This window comes from Hyphococcus sp., from assembly GCF_041986965.1.
Lineage (GTDB): Bacteria > Pseudomonadota > Alphaproteobacteria > Caulobacterales > Parvularculaceae > Hyphococcus.
In genome coordinates this window covers 224,887-248,580 of sequence record NZ_JBHIXB010000003.1, presented here as the reverse complement: position 1 = coordinate 248,580, position 23,694 = coordinate 224,887, and the positions used below count along the sequence as shown (strand labels likewise).

General features: G+C 61.1%; 26 protein-coding genes. 20 read left to right on the top strand and 6 right to left on the bottom strand.

The features are described from left to right. Nucleotides 1-26: 26 nt before the first annotated feature. From ACFC5L_RS14890 to ACFC5L_RS14880, 3 genes are all read left to right on the top strand, one after another. Complete coding sequence (locus ACFC5L_RS14890; RefSeq protein WP_375203585.1) at nucleotides 27-1,250, top strand: DUF2336 domain-containing protein; 1,224 nt, start codon at nucleotides 27-29, stop codon at nucleotides 1,248-1,250. 285 nt (nucleotides 1,251-1,535) lie between these two features. Beyond that, nucleotides 1,536-2,234, top strand: a complete 699-nt coding sequence (locus tag ACFC5L_RS14885) for an AAA family ATPase (RefSeq protein WP_375203772.1) — start codon at nucleotides 1,536-1,538, stop codon at nucleotides 2,232-2,234. Then, on the top strand, nucleotides 2,231-2,839 hold the full coding sequence (locus ACFC5L_RS14880) for a hypothetical protein (protein WP_375203586.1): 609 nt from the start codon (nucleotides 2,231-2,233) through the stop codon (nucleotides 2,837-2,839). Before ACFC5L_RS14885 ends, ACFC5L_RS14880 begins: the two co-directional genes overlap by 4 nt. 10 nt (nucleotides 2,840-2,849) lie before the next feature. Here ACFC5L_RS14880 and ACFC5L_RS14875 read toward each other — a convergent pair whose 3' ends face one another. Then, on the bottom strand, nucleotides 2,850-3,404 hold the full coding sequence (locus ACFC5L_RS14875; protein WP_375203587.1) for a nucleotidyltransferase family protein: 555 nt from the start codon (nucleotides 3,402-3,404) through the stop codon (nucleotides 2,850-2,852). Between the two features lie 17 nt (nucleotides 3,405-3,421). Further along, the gene (locus tag ACFC5L_RS14870; protein ID WP_375203588.1) at nucleotides 3,422-4,339 is read right to left on the bottom strand and encodes a helix-turn-helix transcriptional regulator; all 918 of its coding nucleotides are present in this window, start codon (nucleotides 4,337-4,339) and stop codon (nucleotides 3,422-3,424) included. Between the two features lie 115 nt (nucleotides 4,340-4,454). Here ACFC5L_RS14870 and ACFC5L_RS14865 point away from each other — a divergent pair, with 115 nt between their 5' ends. From ACFC5L_RS14865 to ACFC5L_RS14795, 15 genes are all read left to right on the top strand, one after another. Further along, complete coding sequence (locus tag ACFC5L_RS14865; protein ID WP_375203589.1) at nucleotides 4,455-5,636, top strand: hypothetical protein; 1,182 nt, start codon at nucleotides 4,455-4,457, stop codon at nucleotides 5,634-5,636. Between the two features lie 460 nt (nucleotides 5,637-6,096). Then, a complete protein-coding gene (locus ACFC5L_RS14860; RefSeq protein ID WP_375203590.1) occupies nucleotides 6,097-6,663 on the top strand; it encodes an ECF-type sigma factor in 567 nt (188 codons plus the stop codon). Continuing rightward, a complete protein-coding gene (locus tag ACFC5L_RS14855; protein WP_375203591.1) occupies nucleotides 6,650-9,025 on the top strand; it encodes a serine/threonine protein kinase in 2,376 nt (791 codons plus the stop codon). Before ACFC5L_RS14860 ends, ACFC5L_RS14855 begins: the two co-directional genes overlap by 14 nt. A gap of 194 nt (nucleotides 9,026-9,219) precedes the next feature. Next, nucleotides 9,220-9,702: a Na+/H+ antiporter subunit E gene (locus tag ACFC5L_RS14850; protein WP_375203592.1), complete on the top strand. Its 483-nt coding sequence runs from the start codon at nucleotides 9,220-9,222 to the stop codon at nucleotides 9,700-9,702. Further along, complete coding sequence (locus ACFC5L_RS14845) at nucleotides 9,702-9,968, top strand: monovalent cation/H+ antiporter complex subunit F (protein ID WP_375203773.1); 267 nt, start codon at nucleotides 9,702-9,704, stop codon at nucleotides 9,966-9,968. The genes ACFC5L_RS14850 and ACFC5L_RS14845 overlap by 1 nt, the downstream gene beginning before the upstream one ends. A gap of 5 nt (nucleotides 9,969-9,973) precedes the next feature. Then, nucleotides 9,974-10,330, top strand: a complete 357-nt coding sequence (gene mnhG / locus ACFC5L_RS14840; RefSeq protein ID WP_375203774.1) for a monovalent cation/H(+) antiporter subunit G — start codon at nucleotides 9,974-9,976, stop codon at nucleotides 10,328-10,330. After that, nucleotides 10,327-10,929 carry a DUF4040 domain-containing protein gene (locus tag ACFC5L_RS14835; RefSeq protein WP_375203593.1) on the top strand — a complete coding sequence of 201 codons (603 nt, stop codon included), beginning with the start codon at nucleotides 10,327-10,329 and terminating at the stop codon, nucleotides 10,927-10,929. Before mnhG ends, ACFC5L_RS14835 begins: the two co-directional genes overlap by 4 nt. Then, nucleotides 10,929-11,369: a Na(+)/H(+) antiporter subunit B gene (locus ACFC5L_RS14830; RefSeq protein ID WP_375203594.1), complete on the top strand. Its 441-nt coding sequence runs from the start codon at nucleotides 10,929-10,931 to the stop codon at nucleotides 11,367-11,369. The genes ACFC5L_RS14835 and ACFC5L_RS14830 overlap by 1 nt, the downstream gene beginning before the upstream one ends. 13 nt (nucleotides 11,370-11,382) lie before the next feature. Beyond that, a complete protein-coding gene (locus ACFC5L_RS14825) occupies nucleotides 11,383-12,219 on the top strand; it encodes a cation:proton antiporter subunit C (RefSeq protein ID WP_375203595.1) in 837 nt (278 codons plus the stop codon). Continuing rightward, entirely contained in the window at nucleotides 12,219-13,724 is a 1,506-nt protein-coding gene (locus ACFC5L_RS14820) for a monovalent cation/H+ antiporter subunit D family protein (RefSeq protein ID WP_375203596.1), read from the top strand. Before ACFC5L_RS14825 ends, ACFC5L_RS14820 begins: the two co-directional genes overlap by 1 nt. Beyond that, nucleotides 13,721-15,229, top strand: a complete 1,509-nt coding sequence (locus ACFC5L_RS14815; protein ID WP_375203597.1) for a proton-conducting transporter transmembrane domain-containing protein — start codon at nucleotides 13,721-13,723, stop codon at nucleotides 15,227-15,229. Before ACFC5L_RS14820 ends, ACFC5L_RS14815 begins: the two co-directional genes overlap by 4 nt. A gap of 145 nt (nucleotides 15,230-15,374) precedes the next feature. Further along, a complete protein-coding gene (locus ACFC5L_RS14810; protein ID WP_375203598.1) occupies nucleotides 15,375-15,668 on the top strand; it encodes a hypothetical protein in 294 nt (97 codons plus the stop codon). Nucleotides 15,669-15,681: 13 nt separating this feature from the next. Then, complete coding sequence (locus ACFC5L_RS14805; protein WP_375203599.1) at nucleotides 15,682-15,960, top strand: hypothetical protein; 279 nt, start codon at nucleotides 15,682-15,684, stop codon at nucleotides 15,958-15,960. Next, a complete protein-coding gene (locus ACFC5L_RS14800; RefSeq protein WP_375203600.1) occupies nucleotides 15,961-17,688 on the top strand; it encodes a Na(+)/H(+) antiporter subunit D in 1,728 nt (575 codons plus the stop codon). Nucleotides 17,689-17,830: 142 nt separating this feature from the next. Next, a complete protein-coding gene (locus ACFC5L_RS14795; protein WP_375203601.1) occupies nucleotides 17,831-18,229 on the top strand; it encodes a helix-turn-helix domain-containing protein in 399 nt (132 codons plus the stop codon). On the opposite strand, the gene ACFC5L_RS14790 is transcribed toward ACFC5L_RS14795, so the two are convergent. Beyond that, on the bottom strand, nucleotides 18,217-18,627 hold the full coding sequence (locus ACFC5L_RS14790; protein WP_375203602.1) for a SufE family protein: 411 nt from the start codon (nucleotides 18,625-18,627) through the stop codon (nucleotides 18,217-18,219). The genes ACFC5L_RS14795 and ACFC5L_RS14790 overlap by 13 nt on opposite strands. A 119-nt stretch (nucleotides 18,628-18,746) precedes the next feature. Between ACFC5L_RS14790 and ACFC5L_RS14785 the strand changes: the two genes are divergently transcribed. Together ACFC5L_RS14785 and ACFC5L_RS14780 are read left to right on the top strand one after the other, a co-directional pair. After that, the gene (locus ACFC5L_RS14785; protein ID WP_375203603.1) at nucleotides 18,747-19,262 is read left to right on the top strand and encodes a hypothetical protein; all 516 of its coding nucleotides are present in this window, start codon (nucleotides 18,747-18,749) and stop codon (nucleotides 19,260-19,262) included. Between the two features lie 10 nt (nucleotides 19,263-19,272). Beyond that, nucleotides 19,273-19,677, top strand: coding sequence for a nuclear transport factor 2 family protein (locus tag ACFC5L_RS14780; protein WP_375203604.1), 405 nt, complete (start codon nucleotides 19,273-19,275; stop codon nucleotides 19,675-19,677). On the opposite strand, the gene ACFC5L_RS14775 is transcribed toward ACFC5L_RS14780, so the two are convergent. The 3 genes from ACFC5L_RS14775 to ACFC5L_RS14765 are packed head-to-tail and all read right to left on the bottom strand — an operon-like array spanning nucleotide 19,674 to nucleotide 23,609. After that, the gene (locus ACFC5L_RS14775) at nucleotides 19,674-21,467 is read right to left on the bottom strand and encodes a glycoside hydrolase family 15 protein (RefSeq protein WP_375203605.1); all 1,794 of its coding nucleotides are present in this window, start codon (nucleotides 21,465-21,467) and stop codon (nucleotides 19,674-19,676) included. The genes ACFC5L_RS14780 and ACFC5L_RS14775 overlap by 4 nt on opposite strands. Continuing rightward, nucleotides 21,464-22,186 (bottom strand): trehalose-phosphatase, encoded by a 723-nt coding sequence (gene otsB / locus ACFC5L_RS14770; protein WP_375203606.1) that lies wholly within the window; start codon nucleotides 22,184-22,186, stop codon nucleotides 21,464-21,466. Before otsB ends, ACFC5L_RS14775 begins: the two co-directional genes overlap by 4 nt. Nucleotides 22,187-22,232: 46 nt before the next feature. Continuing rightward, the gene (locus tag ACFC5L_RS14765) at nucleotides 22,233-23,609 is read right to left on the bottom strand and encodes an alpha,alpha-trehalose-phosphate synthase (UDP-forming) (RefSeq protein WP_375203607.1); all 1,377 of its coding nucleotides are present in this window, start codon (nucleotides 23,607-23,609) and stop codon (nucleotides 22,233-22,235) included. Nucleotides 23,610-23,694: the final 85 nt, after the last annotated feature.

Sequence of the window (23,694 nt, the reverse complement as noted above, 5' to 3'; positions counted from 1 at the left end):
GCACGAGAAAGGCGAAATCCGCTTCTATGACTGATTTTGACGCCGATGAGATCCGCGCCGGCGCCCCGACAAACGCGAAGTCGGACGTCGGGGCCATGCTGACGCCGCTGTCGCCCTCGGGGCCCAGCGTGCGCACGCTCATGGTCAGAAAACTGACGGATATTGTCGTCCTGCCATCGGCGAAGATCTCATCGAACGAGCGCTCGCTCGTCGCCGACATCCTGCTCCATGTTCTCGACAAGGTTGAAGAGCCGATTCGGATGGAAGTCGCCCAGCGTATCGCCCGGGTTTCGGAATGCCCGCCGGCGCTGGTGCGCATGCTGCTCCTCGACGAGCCTGCGATTGCGGAGAAAATCACCAGTGCGGCGGAGAATTTGCCCGAGGCGCTGCTGATCGAGGCGGCGCAGCAAGGGAACATGGCGCACCGGGTGATGATCGCCAAGCGGATCGATCTGTCGACCTCGGTCGCTGACGCATGTCTCGCTTTTGACGAAATCGATGTCTGCAAACAGGTTTTAAAACGCGAAGAGTGCCTGCTCTCACCGAATGCAGTGAACAAGCTTGTGGCGTTAAGCGCCACCAGCAAGGAAGTGCAAGGGGCGCTGTTGCGCCGGCGGGAGCTGGAGCCGGCCCATGGCTTCATCATGTTCTGGTGGGTCGACGCTGAGCGCCGCCGCCGCATTCTCACCCGCTTCGCCCTTGACCGCAGCGTCGTGCAAGATGCGCTCGCCGATCTTTATCCGCGGGTTTTCCGCGGCGGCGATCCCGATACGGTCGTCAAAGACATTCTCGTTCTTTCCGAACGCCGCCATCGCCCGCGCGGCGTCAATGGCGAGCCCGTCTCCATGGAGGTGGTGCGCAAAACGCTCGCGGCCGCGTGCAAATATCCCGCGCAGGAAATTATCGACGCCGTTTCCATGCTGGGCGGCATCAGCCGCGAGCTGTCGTCGCGTATTTTGCGCGACGCCGGCGGAGAACCTTATGCGGTCTTGTGCAAGAGCCTTGGCGTGCCGCGCGATGATTTTTACGCCTTTTTAACCGAGGCGGCCGACGGGCCGGAAGCGCAGGATCGGGCCGAAGCCTTGCTTGCCGTTTTCGATTCCATGGCGCGCGACTTCGCCCGCGCTGTCCTGCGATACTGGGACTGGGACACTAATCCGCGCATCGCGCATATCACGCGGTTGATGTCGGCGATCCAGAGCGATCTCAAGATCAACGATATCAGCGATCTGTCCTCGTCATTCGGTTAGACATAGTTTCCGCGCAGCGACGGTCGGCCTGTGTAAAACAATCGCTCTTGTCGGCGCCGCCGGCTTTAAGTCTCGCTTAAGGGCTTTACCATATAAAACATCTGCTGGCGGCGGCCTTGCGTATCTAGGTTGCTGCCGGCATTTTTCTCAGCCTTGATGCTGAATCCCTCCCGCACAATTTGAACCAAATTATCCCTTGAGTTCACGCGCCGCGTTAACACGCCTCGTGCAGGATGATCTTGCGTCAATATGAGCGTGACAGGTGGAGGGCGCATGTTGTCTTCGATGCGTGTAATCGTCTTCGCATCGCAAAAGGGTGGGTCGGGCAAAACAACGTTGTCCGGACATATTGCGGTGGAAGCAGAGCGTCAGGGCGCAGGGCCCGTTGCGTTGATCGACACCGATCCGCAGGGTTCGCTGGCGAAGTGGTGGAATGTCCGCAAGGACCCCCAGCCGGCGTTTATTCAATCGGTTTTTTCCAATCTCTTTTATGATCTCGACAGCGCCCGCGAAGAGGGCTTTCGCCTTGTCGTGATCGACACGCCGCCGGCGGTGACGCGCGCTATTTCCGAAGTGGTGAGTTTCGCCGACATTGTGGTTGCGCCGACCCGGCCAAGCCCGCACGACCTTCGCGCTGTGGGCCCGACCGTCGACATCGCCGAGGCGCGCGGCAAGCCGCTGATTTTCGTCGTCAATGGCGCGACCCAGCGCGCGCGCATCACGTCCGAAGCCGCTGTCGCCCTGTCGCAGCACGGCACCGTGGCGCCGGTCACCATTCATCACCGCGTCGACTTTGCCGCCTCCATGATTGACGGCCGCACGGTGATGGAAATCGATCCTTTCTGTCAGTCTGCGCAGGAAGTCTCGGCTCTGTGGTCCTATCTCCATGAGCGCCTCCAGCGCGCCGATGGCGGTTATCGCCAGGATGATATGGGCGGCGGCGCCGCGCAAAATCGCGTCTTTGGGCGCAGGGCGGCGCAATGAACGCATACGCGCCCAACAGTTCCTCCGGCGGCGGCAATTTCGCTTCCCTGACGTCGAGCCTCCTGGCTCGCAAAGGCGAGGCGCTGCCAGCGGTCGATGCGGTCGCCCATGAGGGCGTCGATGTCGAGATGCGTCCGTTGCGTCCGGCGAACAATCCGAACGGCCCGGCCAGCGTCGGCGAGGATACGATCAGTTCCATGTATCCGGCGGAAGACCGTCAGCGCGAGCAGGAAATTGCGCGCGCGACAGCGGCGGCCCATGGCAATGTGCAAGTGCTGCACGCCAAGGGGACGCGCCGCCGCGTTATCAGCGAAGCGCCGAAAGCCTGGACCATTCCGCCGCAACGGCGGCGCCCGCACGCCGCAGAGGCGCCGACAGGCATTCTCGCCCGCAAGGCGATTGTCACGCTGAAAATGCCGGCGCGCGATCTGGTGCGGTTGCGGCTCGCCGGACGCGATCTGGAAATGTCGTGCCAGGCGATCATTCTCGAAGCGCTGGAATGCTATCTCGACGCCAATGACGTTCCGTCTGCGGAAGACGATGAGGCGATCCTGCGCGAGGTCGAGCGCCTTGTCAGCAAGGCGAAATCGAAGCGGGCGCGGTAAACGCCGTCTTTCAATCGGCGATCGTAAGCCACGGCCAGCGGTCGCGATAGGACTGAGCTTTTGCTCCGAAAAGGTCCGCCGCGGGCGCCATCGGGTTTCGCCGCAAGACGCCTTTTTCCAAGTCATCAAGCCCGTTCGGCGCGTAGACCTCTCGCGACCCGATATCCACGCCGACACAAGTGCAGGCGATCAGAAAACGGTCAATGCCGGCCTTTGAGGATGTCAGCGATGTGACGGGACTGCCAAAACGCTGCTCATACCATAGATGAACGCGCGCCTGGTTGCGGATCTCCACCCTTGATGACAGCGGCCCAAGAAGATCGCATGCTTGTTCGATGACCTGATCTTCCGCCCCCCAGGAAAGGTCGCGGTCGTCGAAATAGAAAACATCGAAATCCCTGATCCCCCAATCGGGGGCTTGTCCCGCCTGAATGTTCCAGACCGGCTGGAACAGACAGCCTGCGGTCAGATAGCATTGAGGAAGATTGAGCTCCGGCAGTTTTTCCAGAAGAAGCTCGTTTTCGGGAACGTCCATGGCGATCCGCAAAAGGTCGGGCTCATCCATAGGTCAGGTGCGTTTTTTCAACGCGCCCGCCCAACCGCCGACGGCGCGCAGCCATGGGCTTTGCGGAAGGCGCGGAAGAAGGCCGAGCGGTCGGCATAGCCGACAGCGCCCGCAATATCGCAGACCGCCAGCTTTGTATCTTTAAGAAGACGGAGCGCCGCGTCCATGCGGACCATGCCGAGAAACTGCATGGGCGTTGCGCCGGTGATGGTCTTGAAGACGCGAATGAGATGATATTGCGAAAGCCGCGCATCGCGCGCGACATCGCCAAGGGACAAGCCGGCCTCGCCAAAGCGCTGCAACATCGTTTCTTTCGCGAGGGCGCAGCGGCGCGCAAGCTCGGTGCGGGTTGACGGTTTGACGGCGCTGATCTGGTCGCGCGCAGCGGCGCCGGCGTCCTGGGCGTCGAGCAGCCCTGCATAAAGAAGCGCACACTTTTCCGCATACCAATCTTTGTCAGCCGCGCCTTGACGGGTGCGCATGGCGATCTCGTCCATAAGGGCTTGTGTCGTCGCGCCGGGCAGAAGCAGGCGCGTTTCCAGCGCTCTTCCATGAGAGGCCGGGCCGCCGCGTTCATCGCTGTCGAGCGCGTTTTGCGCGGCGCCGTCGGTGATCCAGTGCGGGAAGGAAATCATGTTGGAGCGGAACGGCGTTTCGCCCAGCGCTGCATAGGCGTAACGTGCGCCGCGCGCCAAAGTTAGGGCGCCCGCCGAGAGAAGCTTCAGCGGACGTCGTGCGCCTTGCAGCGCATATTCCTCAACGCCGCCTGACAGCCAGGTGATCGCCGCGCAGGACCAGTCTTCGTTATAACTATCCGCAATATCGAAGCGTTCGCGGTGCATCGCGCCGGAATAAAACATGCCTTCCACGGGCGTGCGCGCATAAAGCGCGTCAAGCTCGGCGGCGTTTTGCGGCGGCGTTGTCAGAATCTGCATAATTGGCGTTGCCGTTCTTGCGTATTTGGCCTTACGGCGGAGTTTACGGCTTCGTCCGGCGGCGCGCCAGCCTATTGTCTGGCGCAATCAGTGGTGCAGCGACGGGAGAACATTCATGAAACGGTTTTTTGCGGTCGCCCTCATATCGGCTCTGCCCTTCGCCTGCGCGCCTGCGGAAACCCCGCCGCCAGCCCCGACGCTAGCAATGGAGGAGGGAAGTTGGGCGGAGGCGCTGGGCGCCGGGATTACCGACGCCTACGCTGCGCCCGAACATCGCGCATTCGATTTCTGGATCGGCGAGTGGGACGCCAATTGGAGAAGCCGGCCGGAAGGCGAATTCTATCACGAAAAAGAAGGAAGCTGGACGCATCAGCGCGTCTTCCCCGTGCTCGGCGGCAAGGCGCTCATTGAGCTTTCCTGGGCGCGTGACAATCCGGAGGAGCCGGGCCAGCGCGGATTTTCGATCCGCTATTACGATCCTGCGCGCGAACGCTGGGTGATGGCGCAGAACTGGCCCAATGCGCAAAATCATGGCGGCGCCTTTACGGACCAGTTGATCGGCGAAGACCATCTTGGCCGTCTGACCATGTATTCGCTCGTTGAACGTCCGCAGGAAGACGGATCATTAAGCGTTGCGCATCGGCGCTATAATTTCACCGACATTCGCCCGGGCGTCAGTTTCCGCTGGGACGGGTCCAACACGCCCGACAAGGGCGCCACCTGGTTCACCTGGTATGTGGTGGATTTTCATCGCCTCGGTGATGTGAGCCCGTTTGGCGCCGCGGGAACGGATTTTCACGGCGTTCACGGAAAAACACTGTGTACGGAAGATCCTCATGGCGCCATGAACGGGCTTGCCGGCGACTGGGAGGGCGTGCGCGCCGATGCGGACGGCGCCGAGACGCCGGCGCGCTTCTCCGCCGGTCTTGTGCTCGATGGCTGCGGCGTTCTTGCTGCGCTGGAAACCGCGGACGCCCGCGAAATTCTGGCCGCGGGATATTACGACCGGTTTGAGAAATGGGCGATCTTTCGTCTTGATGACCGGCCGGGCGCAACGCATTCCTATTTCGTCTCTGATGCGGCGGGTGAGGGCGCTGTCTTTGCCGAAGCGCAGGGGCTCGCCATCGTCGATGAGTTTGAGCCCTATCTGAGAGCGGCGTCGTTCGAGACAGATGGGGCGGGGCGGCGGCTTTCTTTTGAAACGATCGCAGCGCGCGAGCTCATCCTGCGCGAGGAAAGCCGATCCGCAGACGGCGCCTGGTCCGTGGATGCGCAATACCGGTTTCAGCGGCGGTAAACACGAAATCCGCCGGTGCAGAAACGCAAAACGACGAACGCGCCCGGCGGGTCGCCGCCGGGCGCGTTCTGTCCCACAGTCTCTCCCAAACTCCGGGACATGCGGCGGCCATGGGACTACATGAGGCCGCCATACGATGAGGATGTCTGAAAAATTTACGCCCCTTACGCCGCGCCGCTAAAGCGCCTGGTGTTGCCAAAGGGCGACCGCGGGGGCGGCGGCGCCCCCCATAGAAGCCGCCGCCCGACCGCGGGATATGCGCTCCCCGCGAAACAACCCCACATGGGTCAGGAACCGCACATCTCCCCCTACTTCATAAAAGCGCAAACGGGCCGGAAAACGGGTCACGCCGGGGCGAAAAAAGTTTTTTCCGCCGCAAATGACCCGCCGGGGGGATCATTCCCGAGCGATTTTGTGTTTAAGATCAGGACGGTAGGGTTTTAAGGGGATATTCTGCAGGGTGGTCAAGGAGACCGACGAGATTGTGTCGCTGCTGGCGGCGAGCCGCAATGGCGACGAGGCCGCCCGTGCGCGCCTCGACGAGGCCGTCTATGGGGAGCTGTCGTCGATCGCGTCAGTTTTGTTGCGGCGCGAAGGGCGGGCGATCTCCATGGCGACCCATGACCTCGTCAATGAGGCGGCGGTGCGGCTGCTTCAGTCCGCCGAAGCGCCGCCGGAAGAGCGCGCGCATTTTTTCGCGCTGTCCTCGCGGATCATGCGCAATGTGCTTGTCGACGCGGCGCGCCGGCGCGCGGCGGAAAAGCGCCGCAAGATCACCGTCACTCTGAACACCGATCATGGCGCCCCGCAGGACAATCCCATGGAGCTGGTGGCGCTTGAAACGGCGTTGATGCGGTTGAAAGCGATCGATCCAGACCGCGCGGAAATCGTTGTGCTTCGATATTACGGCGGTATGACCACGGAAGACATCGCGCTCGCGCTCGGCAAATCGGAATCCACGGTCAAGCGTTCATGGCGCGCGGCCTGCGCCTGGCTGAAGGAGGCCATGGAACATGACGAGCTCTGACGACCGGCTCGAAGCGGCGGCGCTGAAGCTGTTTGAAGACGCGCTCGATCAGCCGTCCGATCAGCGCGAGCAATGGATCATGGATCAGACGGCGGCCGATCCGGCGCTGCGCAAGCGGGTGATGTCGCTGTTATGGGCGGATGAAACCGATGGATCGCTCGTCACCGGCGGCGCCCTCGACTGGTTCTCCGAGGCTGAAGACGCGCCGCCCGAACAGGTGGGGCAATATCGCATCATCCGCCTGCTCGGACGCGGCGGCATGGGCGCGGTCTGGCTTGGCGAACGCGTGACCGGGGATTTCGATCACCGCGTCGCCATCAAGGTCGTGCGCGGCATTGCGCGCTCTGAAAAACTCGCCGAGCGCCTGCGTTATGAGCGTCAGACACTGGCTGCGCTTCAGCATCCGAACATCGCCCAGCTTTTCGACGGCGGCGAAACCGAACGCGGCGAGCCCTATTTCATCATGGAATATGTGGACGGCGCGCCCCTTGGCGAGGCGATCGAAAAGACGCCGGACAAGGCCGAGCGCCTGCGCATTTTCCGCGATATCTGTCACGCCGTTGAATACGCCCATCAGCAATTGATCGTGCATCGCGATCTGTCGCCGCAGAACATTCTTTTGACGGACGATGGCCGGGTGAAGCTGATTGATTTCGGGATTTCGCGCTCCTTCGGCGATTCCGGCGCCGGGCCGCAAATGACCATGACGCGGGGCTTCGCCGCGCCGGAGCGCTTGAAAGGCGAACCGGCGACAACGCTCAGCGACATTTACTCGCTCGGGCTGATTTTCAAGGACATGCTTGGCGCAAAACCGTCGATTGACGATGAAGACCTCGCCGCCATCGCCGCCAAAGCCTCCGCCGAAGCGCCGGAAGAGCGTTATCAGTCCGCCTCGGCGCTGATCGCCGATCTTGACCGCTACGCCGCCGGCCGCGCTGTCGAGGCGCGGGGAACGCGCGGTCTATATGTCGTCGGCAAATTTATCCGTAGACGTCGGTTTGCAGTCGGCGCATCGGCGCTGGCCATCATCGGCGTTGTCGGGGCGCTGTTTGTCACGTCGGCTTTATACGCCCGGGCCGAATCCGAACGGCGCGAAGCGGATGCGCGCTTTCAGGAAGTGCGCGAGCTCGCCAATTTCATGCTGTTCGATCTTTACGACCAGCTTGAAGCCATTCCCGGCACAACGAAAGCGCTCTCCGGCATCGCCGACAAGTCGCGGCTTTATCTCGACGCCCTGAAAGACAACAAACGCGCCTCGAAAGATTTGCGCCTTGAAACTGCGCTGGGGTATAAGCGCCTTGGCGATGTCACGGGCAATCCCATCGGCGCCAATCTCGGACGGCGCGAGGAAGCGGGCGAGCATCTGACGACGGCCATCACGTCACTTGAGGCCATGCACGCCGCCGCGCCTGACGACGCCGATATCGCCCGTGCGCTGGCGGAAACATGCTTTTCCATGGCGGTCTATCAATTCATCGCCATCGACGACAATGAAGCGGCGCGCGATTACGCCGCCCGCGCCGAAGCGCTTTACGCTGGCGTCATTGCATCCGGCAAGGGAACCCAAAAAGACGAACGCGCGCGCATTGAAGCCTTGTCGCAGTCGGGCAAGCCGCTGGTCTGGATGGGCGAAGGCGCCGAGGCCATTGAAGTGATCGCACGCGCGCGCGACGCGGCGGAAAAATTCTATACGGATTATCCCGAAGACGCTTCGGCGAAATCTCTTGCGGCGTCGACCAATGTGGCCCTCGCGGAAACCATGATGCGCCATTACGACATGGTGGAGGGGGGCGATTATGAAAGCGCCATTGAATATATGGACCGCGCCATAGCGCTCTATCGCGAGCTGGACGCCGCCGACCCGGACGACATGACGGCGCGGCGCAATCTCATCGGCGCTTTTTTCAAAAGGTCGCTGATTGATTACAGCCTTGAAGATGACGAAGCGGCGCTCGTCGATCTCGTTGAGGCGGAAAAGCTTGTCGACGAATTTCTGGCGCAGGACCCGGACGATCTTGGCATCAAGCGCATCCGCACATCGGTCATCGAGCAAAAGGCGACGACGCTCGCTTATCTCGGCCGGTTTGATGAGGCGATAGAAACCGGGGAGGGCAATCTGGCGGTTGAATTGGGGCTGTTGGCGAGCGAGCCCGATAATCCGGCGCGCATCCGGGAAGTGACGACGGCGACGTTTCTGCTCGGTGAAATTCACGAGATCGCAGAGAATATGGAGCGCGCCTGTGCGCTCTATCGTGACGCCCATGCCGGCTATACGCGTCTCGATACGGATTTCACCCTGTCAGACTATGATCGCGAGACCGGACTGAACCTGCTTGAAGAACAAATGGCCGGCTGCAAATAGGCGGCGGCTTCTTTCAGGGCATCGGCTAATCGCCGGTTTTCCACAGTCAAGCCGTTGATTTCTACGTCAAATCTGCGACATTTTCGGTTCCGCCGCCCGGGGGTGTTCGATTCCGCTTGTCCCGGGCTTTCCTTTGTATGAAGCGCTGGTTTAAGGAAGCGCGGGGTTTTGAAGAGGTTCCTCAAAGAGGGCTGATGGGGCGATTTATCATCCTCGTTCTGGCGCTGGCCGGGCTCTGGCTCCTGCTATCGGGCTATTTCGACGTGCCGCTGCTGCTCTTTTTCGGGGTGGTCTCGGTGCTATTTTCGGCGTGGCTGGCGAAGCGAGCGGGCGTCCTCGACGATGACAGCGTTCCCACCGGGCTGATGCCCCGGATTCTCGGTTACTGGATCTGGCTGGGCGGAGAGATCGGCAAGGCCAATCTCACCGTGATGCGCCAGGCGCTGGCGATTGAGCCGAAACTCTCGCCGAAATTTTTCACCGTGCCGAACCCGCCGAAAAGCGGCGTCGGCAAGGCGACCTTCGCCAATTCCATCACGCTGACGCCGGGAACGGTGTCGATTGACCTGCGAGAAAATGAAATTCTGGTGCACGGCCTGACCGAAGCGCTGTGCGATGTTCCCGCCATCACCGATATGGGTGAGCGCGTGGCGAAAGCGGAAAGGCGCAAGACATGATGTTCGCCGCCGTCACCGCCGCTGTTTTCGTCGCCATGGCGCTGACGCTGGTGCGCGCCTTCGCGGGCCCGTCGCTTTATGACCGGATTCTCGCGGGCAATTCCTTCGGTACCAAGACAGTGCTGTTGCTCGGCCTCATGGGCTTTATCACCGGCCGTCCGGATTTCCTCGACATTGCGCTTCTTTATGCGCTGATCAACTTCGCATCGACCATCGCGATCCTGAGATTCTTCTCCTATCGCCGGTCTCGGGAGGAGGCGGCGTGAGCGAGATGATTGCGCAGTTCTGGGCGGATATCGAACTCGCCCGCATGATCTTGAGCTGGGCCTGTTTCCTGTTTGGCGGTCTTGCGGTCGTCTCGGGCGCGCTTGGCATTGTGCGCTTTCCTGATTTTTACACGCGCCTTCACGCCGCGGGCGTCACCGACACCGGCGGCGCTGAGATGATCCTTCTCGGCATGCTCTTGCAATCGCCCACCTGGATCGTCGCGGTGAAGCTTTTCTTCATTGGCGCGTTCATGTTCTTCACCTCGCCGGTCGCCACCCACGCGATTGCGCATTCGGCCTGGATGGTGGGGTTGAAACCGCTTGAGGGCCCGGAACTGAAATACCGGGAGAGTGCGGAATGACCGGGTTCAGCCCCCTCATGTCGCCGATGATTTTGATCGATCTGGCGCTCCTCACCATGCTCATCCTCGTTGCGGTCGCGATGTTGCGCTCGCGCCATCTGTTTGCGGTCGTGATGTTGTCGGGGATTTATTCGCTCCTGTCCGCCGCGTTTTTCGTGTCGCTCGACGCCGTCGACGTCGCCTTTACCGAAGCGGCGGTGGGCGCGGGGATTTCGACGGTTTTGATGCTCGCCGGCATGCTGCTCACTGTGCGGCGCGAGAAGCCGAAAACGCCGGGCCGCGCGCCGGTGGCGCTTGCGGCGGTGCTCGCCATGGGCGCGGCGCTCTTTTACGCAACCATCGACATGCCGGCCTTTGGCGACGCTAACGCGCCTGCGAACTCTTATGTGGGACAGGAATATGTGACCCGCGCGGCGTCGGAAATCCCGATGCCCAACATCGTTACGGCGGTGCTGGCGAGCTACAGGGGCTTCGACACCATGGGCGAGACCATGGTGATCTTCACGGCGGGTGTTGCGGTGATGCTGCTTCTCGGGATCGGCTCCGTGCGCGGCGGCCGCGACGTCAAGGACGCCGAAAATAAGGAGGGAGGTGAATAATGGATCATCTTATCCTCAAAGTGACGTCGAAATTATTGTTCGCGCCGATCATTCTTTATGCGCTCTATGTTCAGTTTCACGGCGATTTCGGACCGGGCGGCGGCTTTCAGGCGGGCGTTATTTTCGCGGTCGCCTTTATCCTGCACGCCTTCTGTTTCGGGCTCGACGAAACCAAGAAAGCCCTGCCGCAAAAGGCGCTGACCGTCGCCATGGTTGTCGGCTTCCTGCTCTATTCCGGCACCGGGGTCGCGACCATGCTGCTGGGCGCCAATCTATTGAGCTATGACGCGCTGGTTCCGAATTCCACCCACCACGCAGGCCAGCATTACGGCATCATTCTCGTTGAGCTTGGCGTCGGCGTCGCCGTCGCGTCCACCATGCTGACGATTTTCTATCACTTCACGGGCCGCGAACCGGACATCGATCAGGAAGACTGGTAGGCGCGAAGCGATTATGGACTGGTTCGACTTCATCTTGGCGCGCTACAACTACTGGATCTTCATCCTGTTGATGATGATCGGCTTGTACATCGTCTTTGCGCGCGGCAATCTCGTGAAAAAGATTGTCGGCCTCAATATCTTTCAAACCTCCGTCTTCATCTACTACATTTCCATCGGCAAGATTTTCGGCGGCACAGCGCCAATCTATATGGGCGATGAACTCGACGCCGCCGCCCATCACGGGCCCGAAGAGGGGCATGACGCAGGCGCGGATGCGGGCGCCCACGCCCCCGCCCACGTCACCGCGGAAGGCGCGCATTCAAAGATCGACAATTCGGCGCTTGATGCTGAAAACGGCCTCAAGGAAACGCTGCATTCGAAAATCGACAATGCCGCCCTCGACCATGGCAATGATCTGAAAGAAGCGATGAAATCGGCGCCGGCGCCGGAAGAGGGCGCTTCACTCCATGATCTGCCTGAAGCCGGCGACAAGGTCGCGAACACGCTTTCACATGTCGACAAGACGCCGCCGACGCCGGCGCATGGCGGCCTTGAGTTCGCGCCGGATGGATTGCACGGCGCGGCCGGCGACGCGGCCCATTCCGCCGCCGAAGCCGCCCATGGCGCCGTTGAAGCCATCGTTTATACGAACCCGCTGCCCCATGTTCTGATCCTCACCGCCATTGTCGTTGGCGTTGCGACGACCGCTGTGGGCCTGGCGCTCGCCGTGCGCATCCGCGAAGCCTATGGCACAATTGAAGAAGACGAGCTTGAAGCGGCGGATGACATCGCCGAATTCGGCCATCAGGCCGGCGCCCGCGCGCAACAAGCGGCGGGGAGCGCAGCGTAATGAGCATCGTCTCGCAACTTCCCGTTCTGCCGATCATCATGCCGATCATGGCGGCGCCGGTGACGCTTTTGTTGCCGAAGGGGCGGCCGGTCCATTTATGGGCGTGCCTTTTTTCCTGGCTGACCTTCGCCGCCTGCATCGCACTGTTCCGCGAAGTCGATATGTCGGGGCCGATTTCCTATCACCTCGGCGACTGGGCGCCGCCGATCGGCATTGAATATCGCATCGATCTGGCGAATGCGCTGGTCTTGTTGCTGGTCTCGGGCATCGCCGCCATCGTCATGCCTTTTGCGTATCGCTCCGTGCAACTGGAAGTGGACGAGCGCCAGACGCCGCTATTCTACGGCGCCATGCTGATCTGCATGACGGGTCTTCTCGGCGTCACCATCACCGGCGACGCGTTCAACGTCTTTGTCTTTCTCGAAATCTCGTCGCTCTCGACTTATGCGCTGATCGCCATGGGCGCGCGGCGCGACCGGCGGGCGCTCACCGCGGCGTTTAACTATCTGGTCATGGGGACGATCGGCGCGACCTTTTTCGTGATTGGCATCGGGCTTTTGTATCATGCGACCGGCACGCTCAACATGGCGGACCTGTCGCAACAGCTCATCGGCCAGAATAACCGCATGGTTGAAGCGGGCTTCGCCTTTATCCTGGTGGGCATGGGGCTGAAGCTCGCCATGTTCCCCATGCATCTGTGGTTGCCCAACGCATACACCTATGCGCCTTCGGCGGTGACGGCGTTTGTCGCCGCGACGGCCACCAAAGTGGCGGTCTATGTCATCATCCGCTTCTTCTTTTCGGTGTTTAATTTCGACTTCGCGTTTATCGGCGCGGCCTTCACCTATGTGCTGTTGCCGCTGGGGCTGATCGGCATGTTCGGCGCGTCTTTCGTGGCGCTTTTCCAGGAAGACGTGAAGCGGATGCTCGCTTATTCTTCCGTGGCGCAGATCGGTTACATGCTGCTGGGGCTTTCCTTTGCGACGGTTGAGGGCCTCACCGCGAGCCTCGTTCACATCTTCAACCACGCGCTGATGAAGGGCGCCTTGTTCATGGCGGTCGCCTGCGTCGTGTTGCGCGCCGGGTCTCATTCGATCCACGCTTTCGCCGGGCTGTCGAAGCGGATGCCGGTCACCACCTGGGCGTTTCTGATCTCTGGCCTGTCGCTGATCGGCGTGCCGCTCACCGTCGGCTTCATTTCCAAATGGTACCTGCTTGAGGCCGCCTTCGCCGCCGGTCACTGGTATGCAGGCTTTTTGATCGTGGCGTCTTCGCTGATCGCGCTTGCCTATGTGGGCCGCGTCGCGGAAGTGATGCTGCTGCGCGAACCTGCCGAGGAAGGCAAATACGCCATGCCGAAAGAAGAGGCGCCGCTCTCCATGCTGGTTCCGATGTGGATTCTGGTCGCCGCCAATATCTATTTCGGCGTCCGGACCGACCTGACGGGCGACATCGCGACCCGCGCCGCTGAAGCGCTGATGATGGCGGCGGGAGGCGCGCCATGATTTCTCCCGCGCTGGCGATTCCTCTTTCCCTCGCGCTGCCGCTTGTCGGCTGTCTCGCGATCTGGCTTCTCGACAAGCAACCCAATTTGCGCGAGGCGGCGACGCTGATCACCGGCGCGATCCTGCTGGTGCTGGCGCTGATTATTTTCGGCGCGGTGGGCGAGGGCGCGCAGCCCGGTTACATCCTGTTCGAAGTGATCGACGGGTTGCCCATCGCCTTCAAGGCCGAGCCCTTAGGCGCCATGTTCGGCGTCATCGCCTCGGGGCTATGGGTCGTCAATTCGATTTATTCCATCGGCTATATGCGCGGTCACAATGAAGGCCACCAGACGCGGTTCTTCATGTCTTTCGCGGTGGCGATTTCCGCGGCCATGGGCGTCGCCTATGCGGCGAACCTCTTCACGCTGTTCATTTTCTATGAAGTGCTGACGCTCTCCACATTTCCGCTGGTCACCCATTATGGCGATGAAAAAGCGCGCAATGGCGGGCGCATCTATCTCGGCGTTCTGATGGCGACATCGATTGGCCTCTTGTTGCCTGCGATTGTCTGGACCTACGCCATCACCGGCACGACCGAATTCACCGATGGCGGCATCATGGCCGCCCATGCGGAGGCTGTGGGGCCCATCGCCGGCGTGCTCCTCGGTCTTTACGCCTTCGGCATCGGCAAGGCGGCGCTGATGCCCGCGCATCCGTGGCTGCCCAACGCCATGGTGGCGCCGACGCCGGTCTCGGCGTTCCTCCACGCCGTTGCGGTGGTGAAGGCGGGCGTCTTCTCGATCCTCAAGGTCGCCGTCTATGTGTTCGGCATCGACTTTTTGCGCGACACCGGCGCGTCAACGCCCTTCATGTGGGTGGCGGCGGGCTCAATCCTGCTGGCCTCGGCCATCGCCATGCACAAGGACAACTTGAAAGCGCGGCTCGCCTATTCCACGGTGTCGCAGCTTTCTTATGTGACGCTCGGCGCCATGCTCGCGACCTCCATGGGCGTCATGGGCGGGGCGATGCAGATTGCGGCCCATGCGCTCGGCAAGATGACCCTCTTCATGTGCGCAGGCGCCATTTACGTCGCGCATCACAAATCGCTGGTCTCGGAAATGCGCGGGATGGGGCGGGTGATGCCGTTCACCTTCGGCGCGTTCTTTCTCGGCGCGATGTCGATCATCGGTCTGCCGCCCATGGCCGGGTCATGGCCGAAATTCTTTTTGATGCTGGGCGCCGCCGACGCCGGACAGCTTGCGATCATCGCGGTCCTCATGATCTCGTCGATCCTCAATGTGATCTATCTTTTGTCCATCCCGGTGCAGGCGTTCTACATGAAGCCCGCCGAAGAGGGCGCAAAACCGCAAGGCACGGAAGGCGAGGGGATCAAATGGGGCGCGCTGAAAGAAGCGCCGATCCTCTGCGTTGCGCCGCCGCTTTTCACCGCTGCGGGCGCGTTCCTGCTCTTCTTCTTTGCAGACCCGCTTTATAATTATCTCTCGCCGCTGATCGGGGGGCAGTGATGAGTTTTTTTCTGAACACCCCCTCCGTCCGCTTCGCGGACACCTCCCCCGCAGGCGGGGGAGGAGAAGCATCGAGCTTCAGGCAAGCTCCCTCTTCCCCCGTTTACGGGGGAAGTACCGGCGAAGCCGGGGATGGGGGCAAAGCATGAAAAACACTCTGGAACAGTTTTTCGCAACCATAAGCCCTCCGGCAAAACTGATAATAACGTCAGTTTCTACGGGGTTCACTGGATATGTCCTTGAAGCTCATGCCGATCATTTTTTTCAGAATCTCAAACAATCATTCCCATTTGTTTTCGTTTTTCCTCTGTTCTTGATTGTTGGCGGGTTTGCATGGGCGGCGATCTGCGGGCCTAGAATTGGAATTGCTGCATCCTTGGCGATCTATTTGGTTTTGAGTTTTGTGATTTTTCTCGTCATGCGCGCAGTCAATTTTTAGAGTGGAGCCGAATATGAGCAGCGACCACCACAATCACGGCGACGAAGGCTGGGCCGACAAGAAGTCTTTCCGCAACGGGTTTCTGGGCTTGTTGATCCTCGCCTCCATCACCGCCGCTATCGCCGGTTTCGTTCCCGCCTGGCAGAAAGACCACCCACATTTCGAAGTTGAAGGCTGGGGTGTCTTTTTCGCGGTCTGGGGCTTCGCCGCTTTCATGTTCATCGTCCTCGCCGGCCAGCACTTGCGCAAGCTCGTGGGCCGCAAGGAAGGCTATTATGAGGAGCGTGAATAGATGACGGCGCTCTTCCAGGCCTTGCTGGCGAACCCTGCGGTCATTCTGACGGTCGGCGCTTTCGTGTTGCTGGCGCTGCCGCGTCATCTCGCGGGCGTTTGGATGCTGCTCGTCACCGCCTTTTCGGCGATCAAGCTTTCCATGCTCGGCCTTGGCGATTATGGCGCGCTTTCCGTTTTCGGGGAGACGCTGACCACCGTGCGCGTCGACCCCTTGTCGCGGATTTTCGCGGTGGTGTTCCACATCGCTATCGCACTCAACGTCGTCTACGCATGGGGCCAGCGTGACCGGGCGCAGAATTATGCAACGCTCGCCTATCCGGCGGCGGCGCTTGGCGGCGTCTTGGCGGGCGATCTCATCACGCTCTTTTTCTGGTGGGAGATGGCGGCGATCACCTCCGTCTTCCTCGTCTGGGCGCCGGGCACGCGCGTCACCTGTCTCTCAGGCATGCGCTATCTTGCGATCCAGATTCTGTCTGGCGTCTTGCTCCTCGGCGGCATTGTGCTGACCTATCGCGAAACGGGCTCGCTCGCTTTTGACTTTATCGGCCTGCGCGACGCCAATGGCGCGATTAAATTTTCCGCGCTCGTGATGTTCCTCGCTTTCGGCATCAAGTCGGCGTTTCCGCTGCTTCATAACTGGGTGCAGGACGCCTATCCGAAATCCACCATTACCGGCGCGATCATCCTGTCGATCTTCACCACCAAACTTGCGGTTTATTCGCTGGCGCGCGCGTTCCCCGGCACGATCGAGCTTGTCTATATCGGCGCGGTGATGACGATCTTCCCGATCTTCTTCGCGCTCATCGAAAATGACCTCAGAAAAGTTCTCACCTATTCCATCAACAACCAGGTGGGATTCATGGTGGTCGCCATCGGCTTCGGCGCGATCAACGGCGCCGCCGGCTACGCCTTCGGCAATATCATCTTCGAAGGGCTTCTCTTCATGGCGCTGGGCGCGGCCATGTACCGGACCGGCACGTCAAAGGCGACGGAGCTTGGCGGGCTTTACAAGACCATGCCGATCACCATGGGGCTCTGCATTGTCGGCGCCCTGTCGATTTCCGCGTTCCCCGGCACGCTCGGCTTCGTCACCAAGGGCCTCATCATCGATGCGGCGGGCGAGGGGCACATGTTCTGGATCTGGCTGACGCTGCTGTTCGCCTCCGCCGGCGTTCTCGAACATGCGGGCATCAAGATCCCCTATTTCACCTTCTTCGCCCATGATTCAGGCAAACGGCCCAAGGATGCGCCGCTCGGCATGATGATCGCTATGGGCGCGGCGGCGGCGATGTGCATCGGTCTCGGCGTCTATCCGGAGCCGCTTTATGCGCTGATGCCGGATCAGGCGGCGATCGCCGATTATCATCCCTACACAGCCTATCACCTTGTGGAGCAGCTACAGCTTCTGCTCTGGGCGGTGCTCGCTTTTGCGGTCCTTATTCTCCTGAAATGGTATCCGGCGGAAGTGCCGTCGACCAATCTTGATACGGATTGGTTCTGGCGTGTGCCCGGCCGCGCGCTTTTGGGATGGGTCACTGGTGCGTCGCGCGCAACATGGATCGCCCTATGGGGGATTTTCTCCGGCCGCATACAAGTCTTGATGGAACGCATTTACACCGTGCACGGACCGGAAGGACAGATGGCGCGGTCATGGCCGATTGGTTTCATGGCGCTGTGGACCGCGGTTTTGCTGGTGCTTGTGCTCGTCCTGTCTTTCCTCGCCTAAAGTCTTTCGCAGTCGCAATAATCGTTCTGATTGAACGCGCATGTCCTAATGCGTGCGCGCCGCATCCTCGTCTTCTCGTCGTCCCTTATCGTTTGCCGAAATGGGCCCGTTTCTTGCGCATGGACCCGTTATGGGAGGATCAATGCCGAAGACATCGGATCGTTTTTCTCAACTTGCTGTCAGGCTTGTGGCGCGCATGGCGAAGGAGGTCGTTTGTGAGGCCTATGGACTGCCCCATGCGGCGCTGATGACGGCCGAACGGCGCGGCGCCGCGCTCGCCCGGGCGCGACAGACGGCGATGTATCTGGCGCATGTGGTGGGGCAGTTATCGCTCAATGAGGTCGCCGCAGAGTTCAATCGCGACCGCTCAACCGTCAGCCACGCCTGCATCAATATCGAGGACAGCCGCGACAGCCCGATCCACGAAATACAGCTCAACTATATGGAGCGGCTGTTGCGCGACCGCATTCGCAAGGCGGAACGCGACGGATTGTTCAGGCGCGGCGCGCTTGAACAAAAACAGATCGGCTATTCCGCCTGAGCGCCTTCCGCAATTGCGCGGATGCGCTTGATCATGGAGTAGAGCCCGTTGGAGCGCTGCGGCGTCAGGTGATCTTTGAGGTCAAAGGGCGCGAGCGCGGCTTCCGGATCGATGGCGAGAATATCCTCAGCGGACTTGCCGGAATAAAGCGCGATCAGCAACGCGACGAGTCCCTTGACGATATGGGCGTCGCTGTCGCCTTTCAGCGTGATCGCCTGGCCGTCGCGCTCCGCCAACAGCCACACCTGGCTCGCGCAGCCGCGCACTTTGTGATCTTCATCGCGCACCGCTTCCGGATAGGGCTCCAGATTGCGGCCGAGATCGATCAGATATTTGTAGCGGTCGTCCCACTCGTCGAGAAAAGCGAAATCGCCCGCAATGTCGTCAAAACTTGCCATGGGCGGGAGATAGGGCCTCACACGGCGAGCCGCAACCGGTGTTTGCCACTTACGGCGGGCGCCGTTACGCTCGCCGGTGAAAATGCTCCGCTGACAAGGCGGCCAACAAGGGGGATGTCATGAAAACAAACACCATTTTTGCTGTGCTCGGCGCGGCGGCGTTGCTGACGGCGTGCGGCGGTGGCGAGGAAGCCCGTGAGAAAAAGATGGAGGCGGAAGCCGCCAAACACGGGATCGACGCCGATGTGGAGCTTGATGACAAGGGCGAGGTTGAGAGCGTGCGCGTCAATAACGGGCTCGGCGCAACCGTTGGAAGCAATCTCGATTTGCCGGACGGCTTTCCTTCTGACGTGCCGGTGAATGGCGGCTGGTCGATTATCTCGACGAGCGCGACGCCGGGTCAGCAGGGCGGGTTTATGGTTCAGGCGATGAGCGAAAGCAGCATCGCAGCGATCGCCGAGACGGTGCAGCGTGATATGGCCGCCGCCGGATGGAGCGAAACCGCAGCGGACAATCCGACGCCGCAGATGAGCCGTCTCGGATTTGAAAAAGACGGGCGCCTGACGAACTACATCCTGATGGACGGCGGTGAAAAAACGTCCGTACAGATCGTCACCATGAAAAAGCCGGGCTGACCGGCGCGCCATGAACGCCGCGGCGCTCACCGAAAAGCTGTTCGATGCGTTTTCGCGGCGTGACGTCGCCGCCGCATCCGCCATGATTGCAGAGGATGCGGTCTGGCGCTTTCCGGGAAAGCGCGGCGCCCTTGCGGGCGACCATCAGGGACGCGAAGCGATCTTTGCGTTTCTGTTTAAGGTGATGGAGCTGACCGGCGGGACGTTTCAGTCCGAGCGGGTTGCGCTCGCCGGCGATGACGCCCGCGCCTTTCTGCATTTTATCGGCCGCGCCGAACGCGGCGGCAAGCATCTCGACAACCCGACTTGCCTGATGCTCGTCTTTGATGACGGCAAACTGATCGAGGCCCGCGAATGGGTCTGGGACCTTGATCATGTTGAAGACTTCTGGAGCCAGGACGGCGGGCCCGACTAAACCACGTCTTCCCAGCGCGGGGACAGGCGCGCGGCGGCGTTGATGATGCCGGCCATGGAATAAGTCTGCGGGAAGTTGCCCCAGAGTTCGCCTTTCGCAACGTCGATGTCTTCGGAAAGAATGCCGAGATGATTGCGGTGGGCGAGCACATCTTCAAACATGGCGCGCGCTTCGTCCTTGCGGCCGATGCGGGCGAGGGCGTCGATATGCCAGAAGGTGCAGGCGGTGAACGCCGTCTGCGGCTTTCCGAAATCGTCTTCGGCGCGATAGCGGTAGACGTGATAGCCCTCGCGCAATTCGTCGTCGATGCGCTCCACCGTCGCCACATAGCGCGGGTCCGCCGGGTCGATGAAGCCGATCTCGGCCATGAGAAGGACCGAGGCGTCGAGGTCTTCGCCGCCAAAGGCGCCGGTGAAGGCCTGGCGTTTTTCATTCCAGGCTTCTTTTAAAATGACCGCATGCATGGCGTCTGCGCGTCCGCGCCAATAGGCGGCGCGGTCGTCGCGGCCGAGGTGATCGGCGATGCGCGAAAGCCGGTCGCAGGCGGCCCAGCACATGATCGCTGAAGATGTGTGCACATCGGCGCGGCCGCGATATTCCCAGATGCCGGCGTCGGGTGTGTTGTAAACGGCGTAAGCGCGCTCGCCCACAAGTTCGAACTGTTCGAATTCAAGCTCGCCCGCCTGCGCCAAAAGCCGCTCGTCGAAAAACGCTTGGCTCGCGCCGAGAACCACATGGCCATAGACGTCATGCTGGATGTGTTCGGCCGCCTGATTGCCGAAACGCACCGGCCCCATGCCGCGATAGCCTTTGAGGTCAGCCGCGATCTCTTCTTTCAGATCTTCTTCAAGCGAGATGCCGTAGACGGGCTGGATATGGCCGCCCTTGGTGTGCGCCACGGTGTTGCGCAAATAGGCGAGGTAGTGTTCGAGCGTGCCGACCGCTGACAGGCGGTTCAGCGCGTTCACCGTGAAATAGGCGTCGCGCAGCCAGCAGAAACGATAGTCCCAGTTGCGTTCCGAGCCGCCATGTTCCGGGATCGACGTTGTCAGCGCCGCGACGATGCCGCCGGTTTCTTCATAAACGCAAAGCTTCAGCGTGATCGCCGCGCGGATCACCGCCTCCTGCCAGACCGGTGGGGCGGCGAGGCGGCGCGACCATGCGCGCCAGCCTTCGACCGTGCGCTTCTCCCATTCGGCGGCGATCACCGCCGGATTGTCGGAAAGGGATTCGTCCGGCCCCAGAATGAAATTGATCTCGCGGTCGAGGACGAATTCACGTTCGGCGATGACGTAGGAGACGGGTGCGTCTGTCGTGACGCGAAAGCCGGCATGATCGTTCTTGTAGCGGATATGGGAAACGCCGCGCACCGGCGCGATCTCCGTGGCGCCGCGATCCGTTTGCGCATGCAGCGCGACGGAGATTTTCGGCATACCGGCGAGAGGGCGGATGCGCCGGACGATGGAGGCGGGCCGGAAGGTGCGGCCCTTGTCGAAAAAGCGCGGCGCAAAATCGGTGATCGCAATCGCCGAGCCGTCGTCGGCTTCAAGAATGGTTTCGATGACGGCGGTGTTTTTCAGATAGCGCTGGCGCGTCTTGCACTGGCCCGAGATTTTGATGTCGAACGCGCCGTCGCCGCCCACCAGCTTGTTGAGCACGGGTTCGCCGTCAAGGCGCGGCAGGCACATCCACACGACGCTGCCTTCCTTGTCGATCAGCGCCGCAATGGTGCCGTTGCCGACAATGCCGAGATCGAGATCGGGTTTTTCGATCGCATTTTCTTCCGTCATTGCGCCGCCGCCTCCAGCCATCGCCATACATCCGCCGGGCTTTTAAGCCCGTAGGCGGCGTGAGTCTCTCCCGGGCCAACTTTCACGCCATATCCGCCCGCCGCGATCGCCTCCGCCATGGCGTCTTCATCGGTTGCGTCGTCGCCGACCATGACCGGCGACAGTCCCTCAAAAGGCCGCCTTTCGAGAAAGCGCATCAGCGTGAGGCCTTTATTGGCGTGGGCGGGTTTTGCTTCCAGCACCATTTTGCCCGGTTGCAGGATATAGCCGTCAACGCCGGCGATAATTTTTTTCATGGCGGTTTCAAGAACATCGCCGGACTCCGGCGCGGCGCGATAATGCAGCGCCAGCACTTCGCCCTTCGCTTCCAAACGCGCGCCTTGGACGCCGGCGGCGAGAAGGGTCATGGCGTCCATGAGCGCCGGCGGCGCCGCATTGGGGTGTTCCTCCGGCCTTTGGTCAGGTGCGCAGATTTCAAGCCCGTGCCCGCCGGCGCGCCACAGATCGTCCGGAATGCGCCTGGCCAGATCGCGGATGTCGCGCCCGCTCAGCACCGCCAGAGCGCCGCCGAGTTTCGCCGCCAGCGCGCGCAAGGTTTCAGCGCCGCCTTCGGGCAGGATGACGGCGTCGGGATCGGCCTGTAGCGGCGCCAGGGTGCCGTCGAAGTCGAGAAACAATGCGGCGCCGGGTAAGGGCGAGGGCGGCGGAGGCAAAATCATGTAAGGCAGGAGACCATCAAAATGTAAGGAAAAGACCAACAGCGGCTTAATTCAGCCCATCCGGCGACAGATCGCTCAGAAACTTTTCACGCCACCAGCTGATATCCTGCTCCATGGTTGTATCGCGCAATCGCCGCCAGCGGCTCTGGCGTTCTTCCAGCGGCATGGTGAGCGCCGTATGGATCGCTTCGGCCACATTGTCCGTATCGTGAGGATTGACGATCAGGGCGGATTGCAATTGTTCGGCGGCGCCGGCGAATTCTGACAGAATGAGAACGCCGGGATCGTCCTCGTCCTGCGCCATGACGAACTCCTTGCAGACAAGGTTCATGCCGTCGCGCAACGGCGTGACAAGACCGACGCGGGCGATGCGGAAAAGCCCCGCAAGCTCCTCGCGCTGATAAGAACGGGCGAGATAGCGCAGGGGAATCCAGTCGAGATCGCCATAATCGCCATTGATGCGGCCGGCGAGCCCATCCAGCTCGATCCTGAGCTCCTGATATTCTTCCACCTTCGAACGCGATGGCGGTGTGATCTGTGTCACGGACACTTTTCCCCGGGTGTCCGGGAAGTTGTCGAACAGGCGGCCCACCGCTTCGAAACGTTCAGGAAGGCCTTTTGAGTAATCCATGCGGTCAACGCCGATCACAAGCTCGCGGTCGCCGCCGAGAAAACGGCCAATGCGTTCGGCCGCTTCGTCGGCGAGTTCGCTGCGGCTCGCCTCGCGAAAGCCTTCCGCGTCGATGCCGATGGGATAGGCCTTGACGATAATGGTCTGGTCGAAGGCTTTGACGCGGCCATCGCCAAGATCTTCGCCGCCGCAATCGTCAATCAGATATTGCACGAAGTTGTAACGGTCGCGTTCCGCCTGAAAGCCGATCACGTCATAAGCGCAAAGCGCGCGCGCAATCCAGTGGTGTTCGGGCAGGGCGCGAAACACTTCCGGCGCCGGAAACGGAATATGCAGGAAGAAACCGGTCGGCCCTTCCCAGCCCGTATGACGCAGGGAATCGGCCATGAGCATGAAATGATAATCATGCACCCACACGACATCGTCAGCGTGAAGACGCGGCGCAATCTGGCGCGCGATGCGCTGATTGACGGCGGCGTAAATGGTGAAAGCGTCACGGTCAAAAGAGGCGAGGTCGATGCGGTAATGAAACACCGGCCAGATCACGCGGTTTGCGTAATTGAGATAATAGCCGTCATGTTCTTCGCGGGTCAGGTCTGTGAGCAGGAATTCAACGCCGTCATCATGATGGGCGTGAAGCACGCGATGCTCGCTCTCGGTGATCTCGCCGCTCCAGCCGAACCACACCCCGCCGGTGGCTTTCAGCGATTCCCAGACGGCGACGGCAAGCCCGCCGGCCCGCGCTTTCGGATCAACGGCGGTCCGGTTCGAGATGGCGATGAGGCGGCCCATTGTTCTTTCCAAGGTGGCGTGCGGCGTTCGAAAAACGCCTCACTGAGGCGAAAGTTCGCCTGTGTGCGCTGCACAATAGCCTATT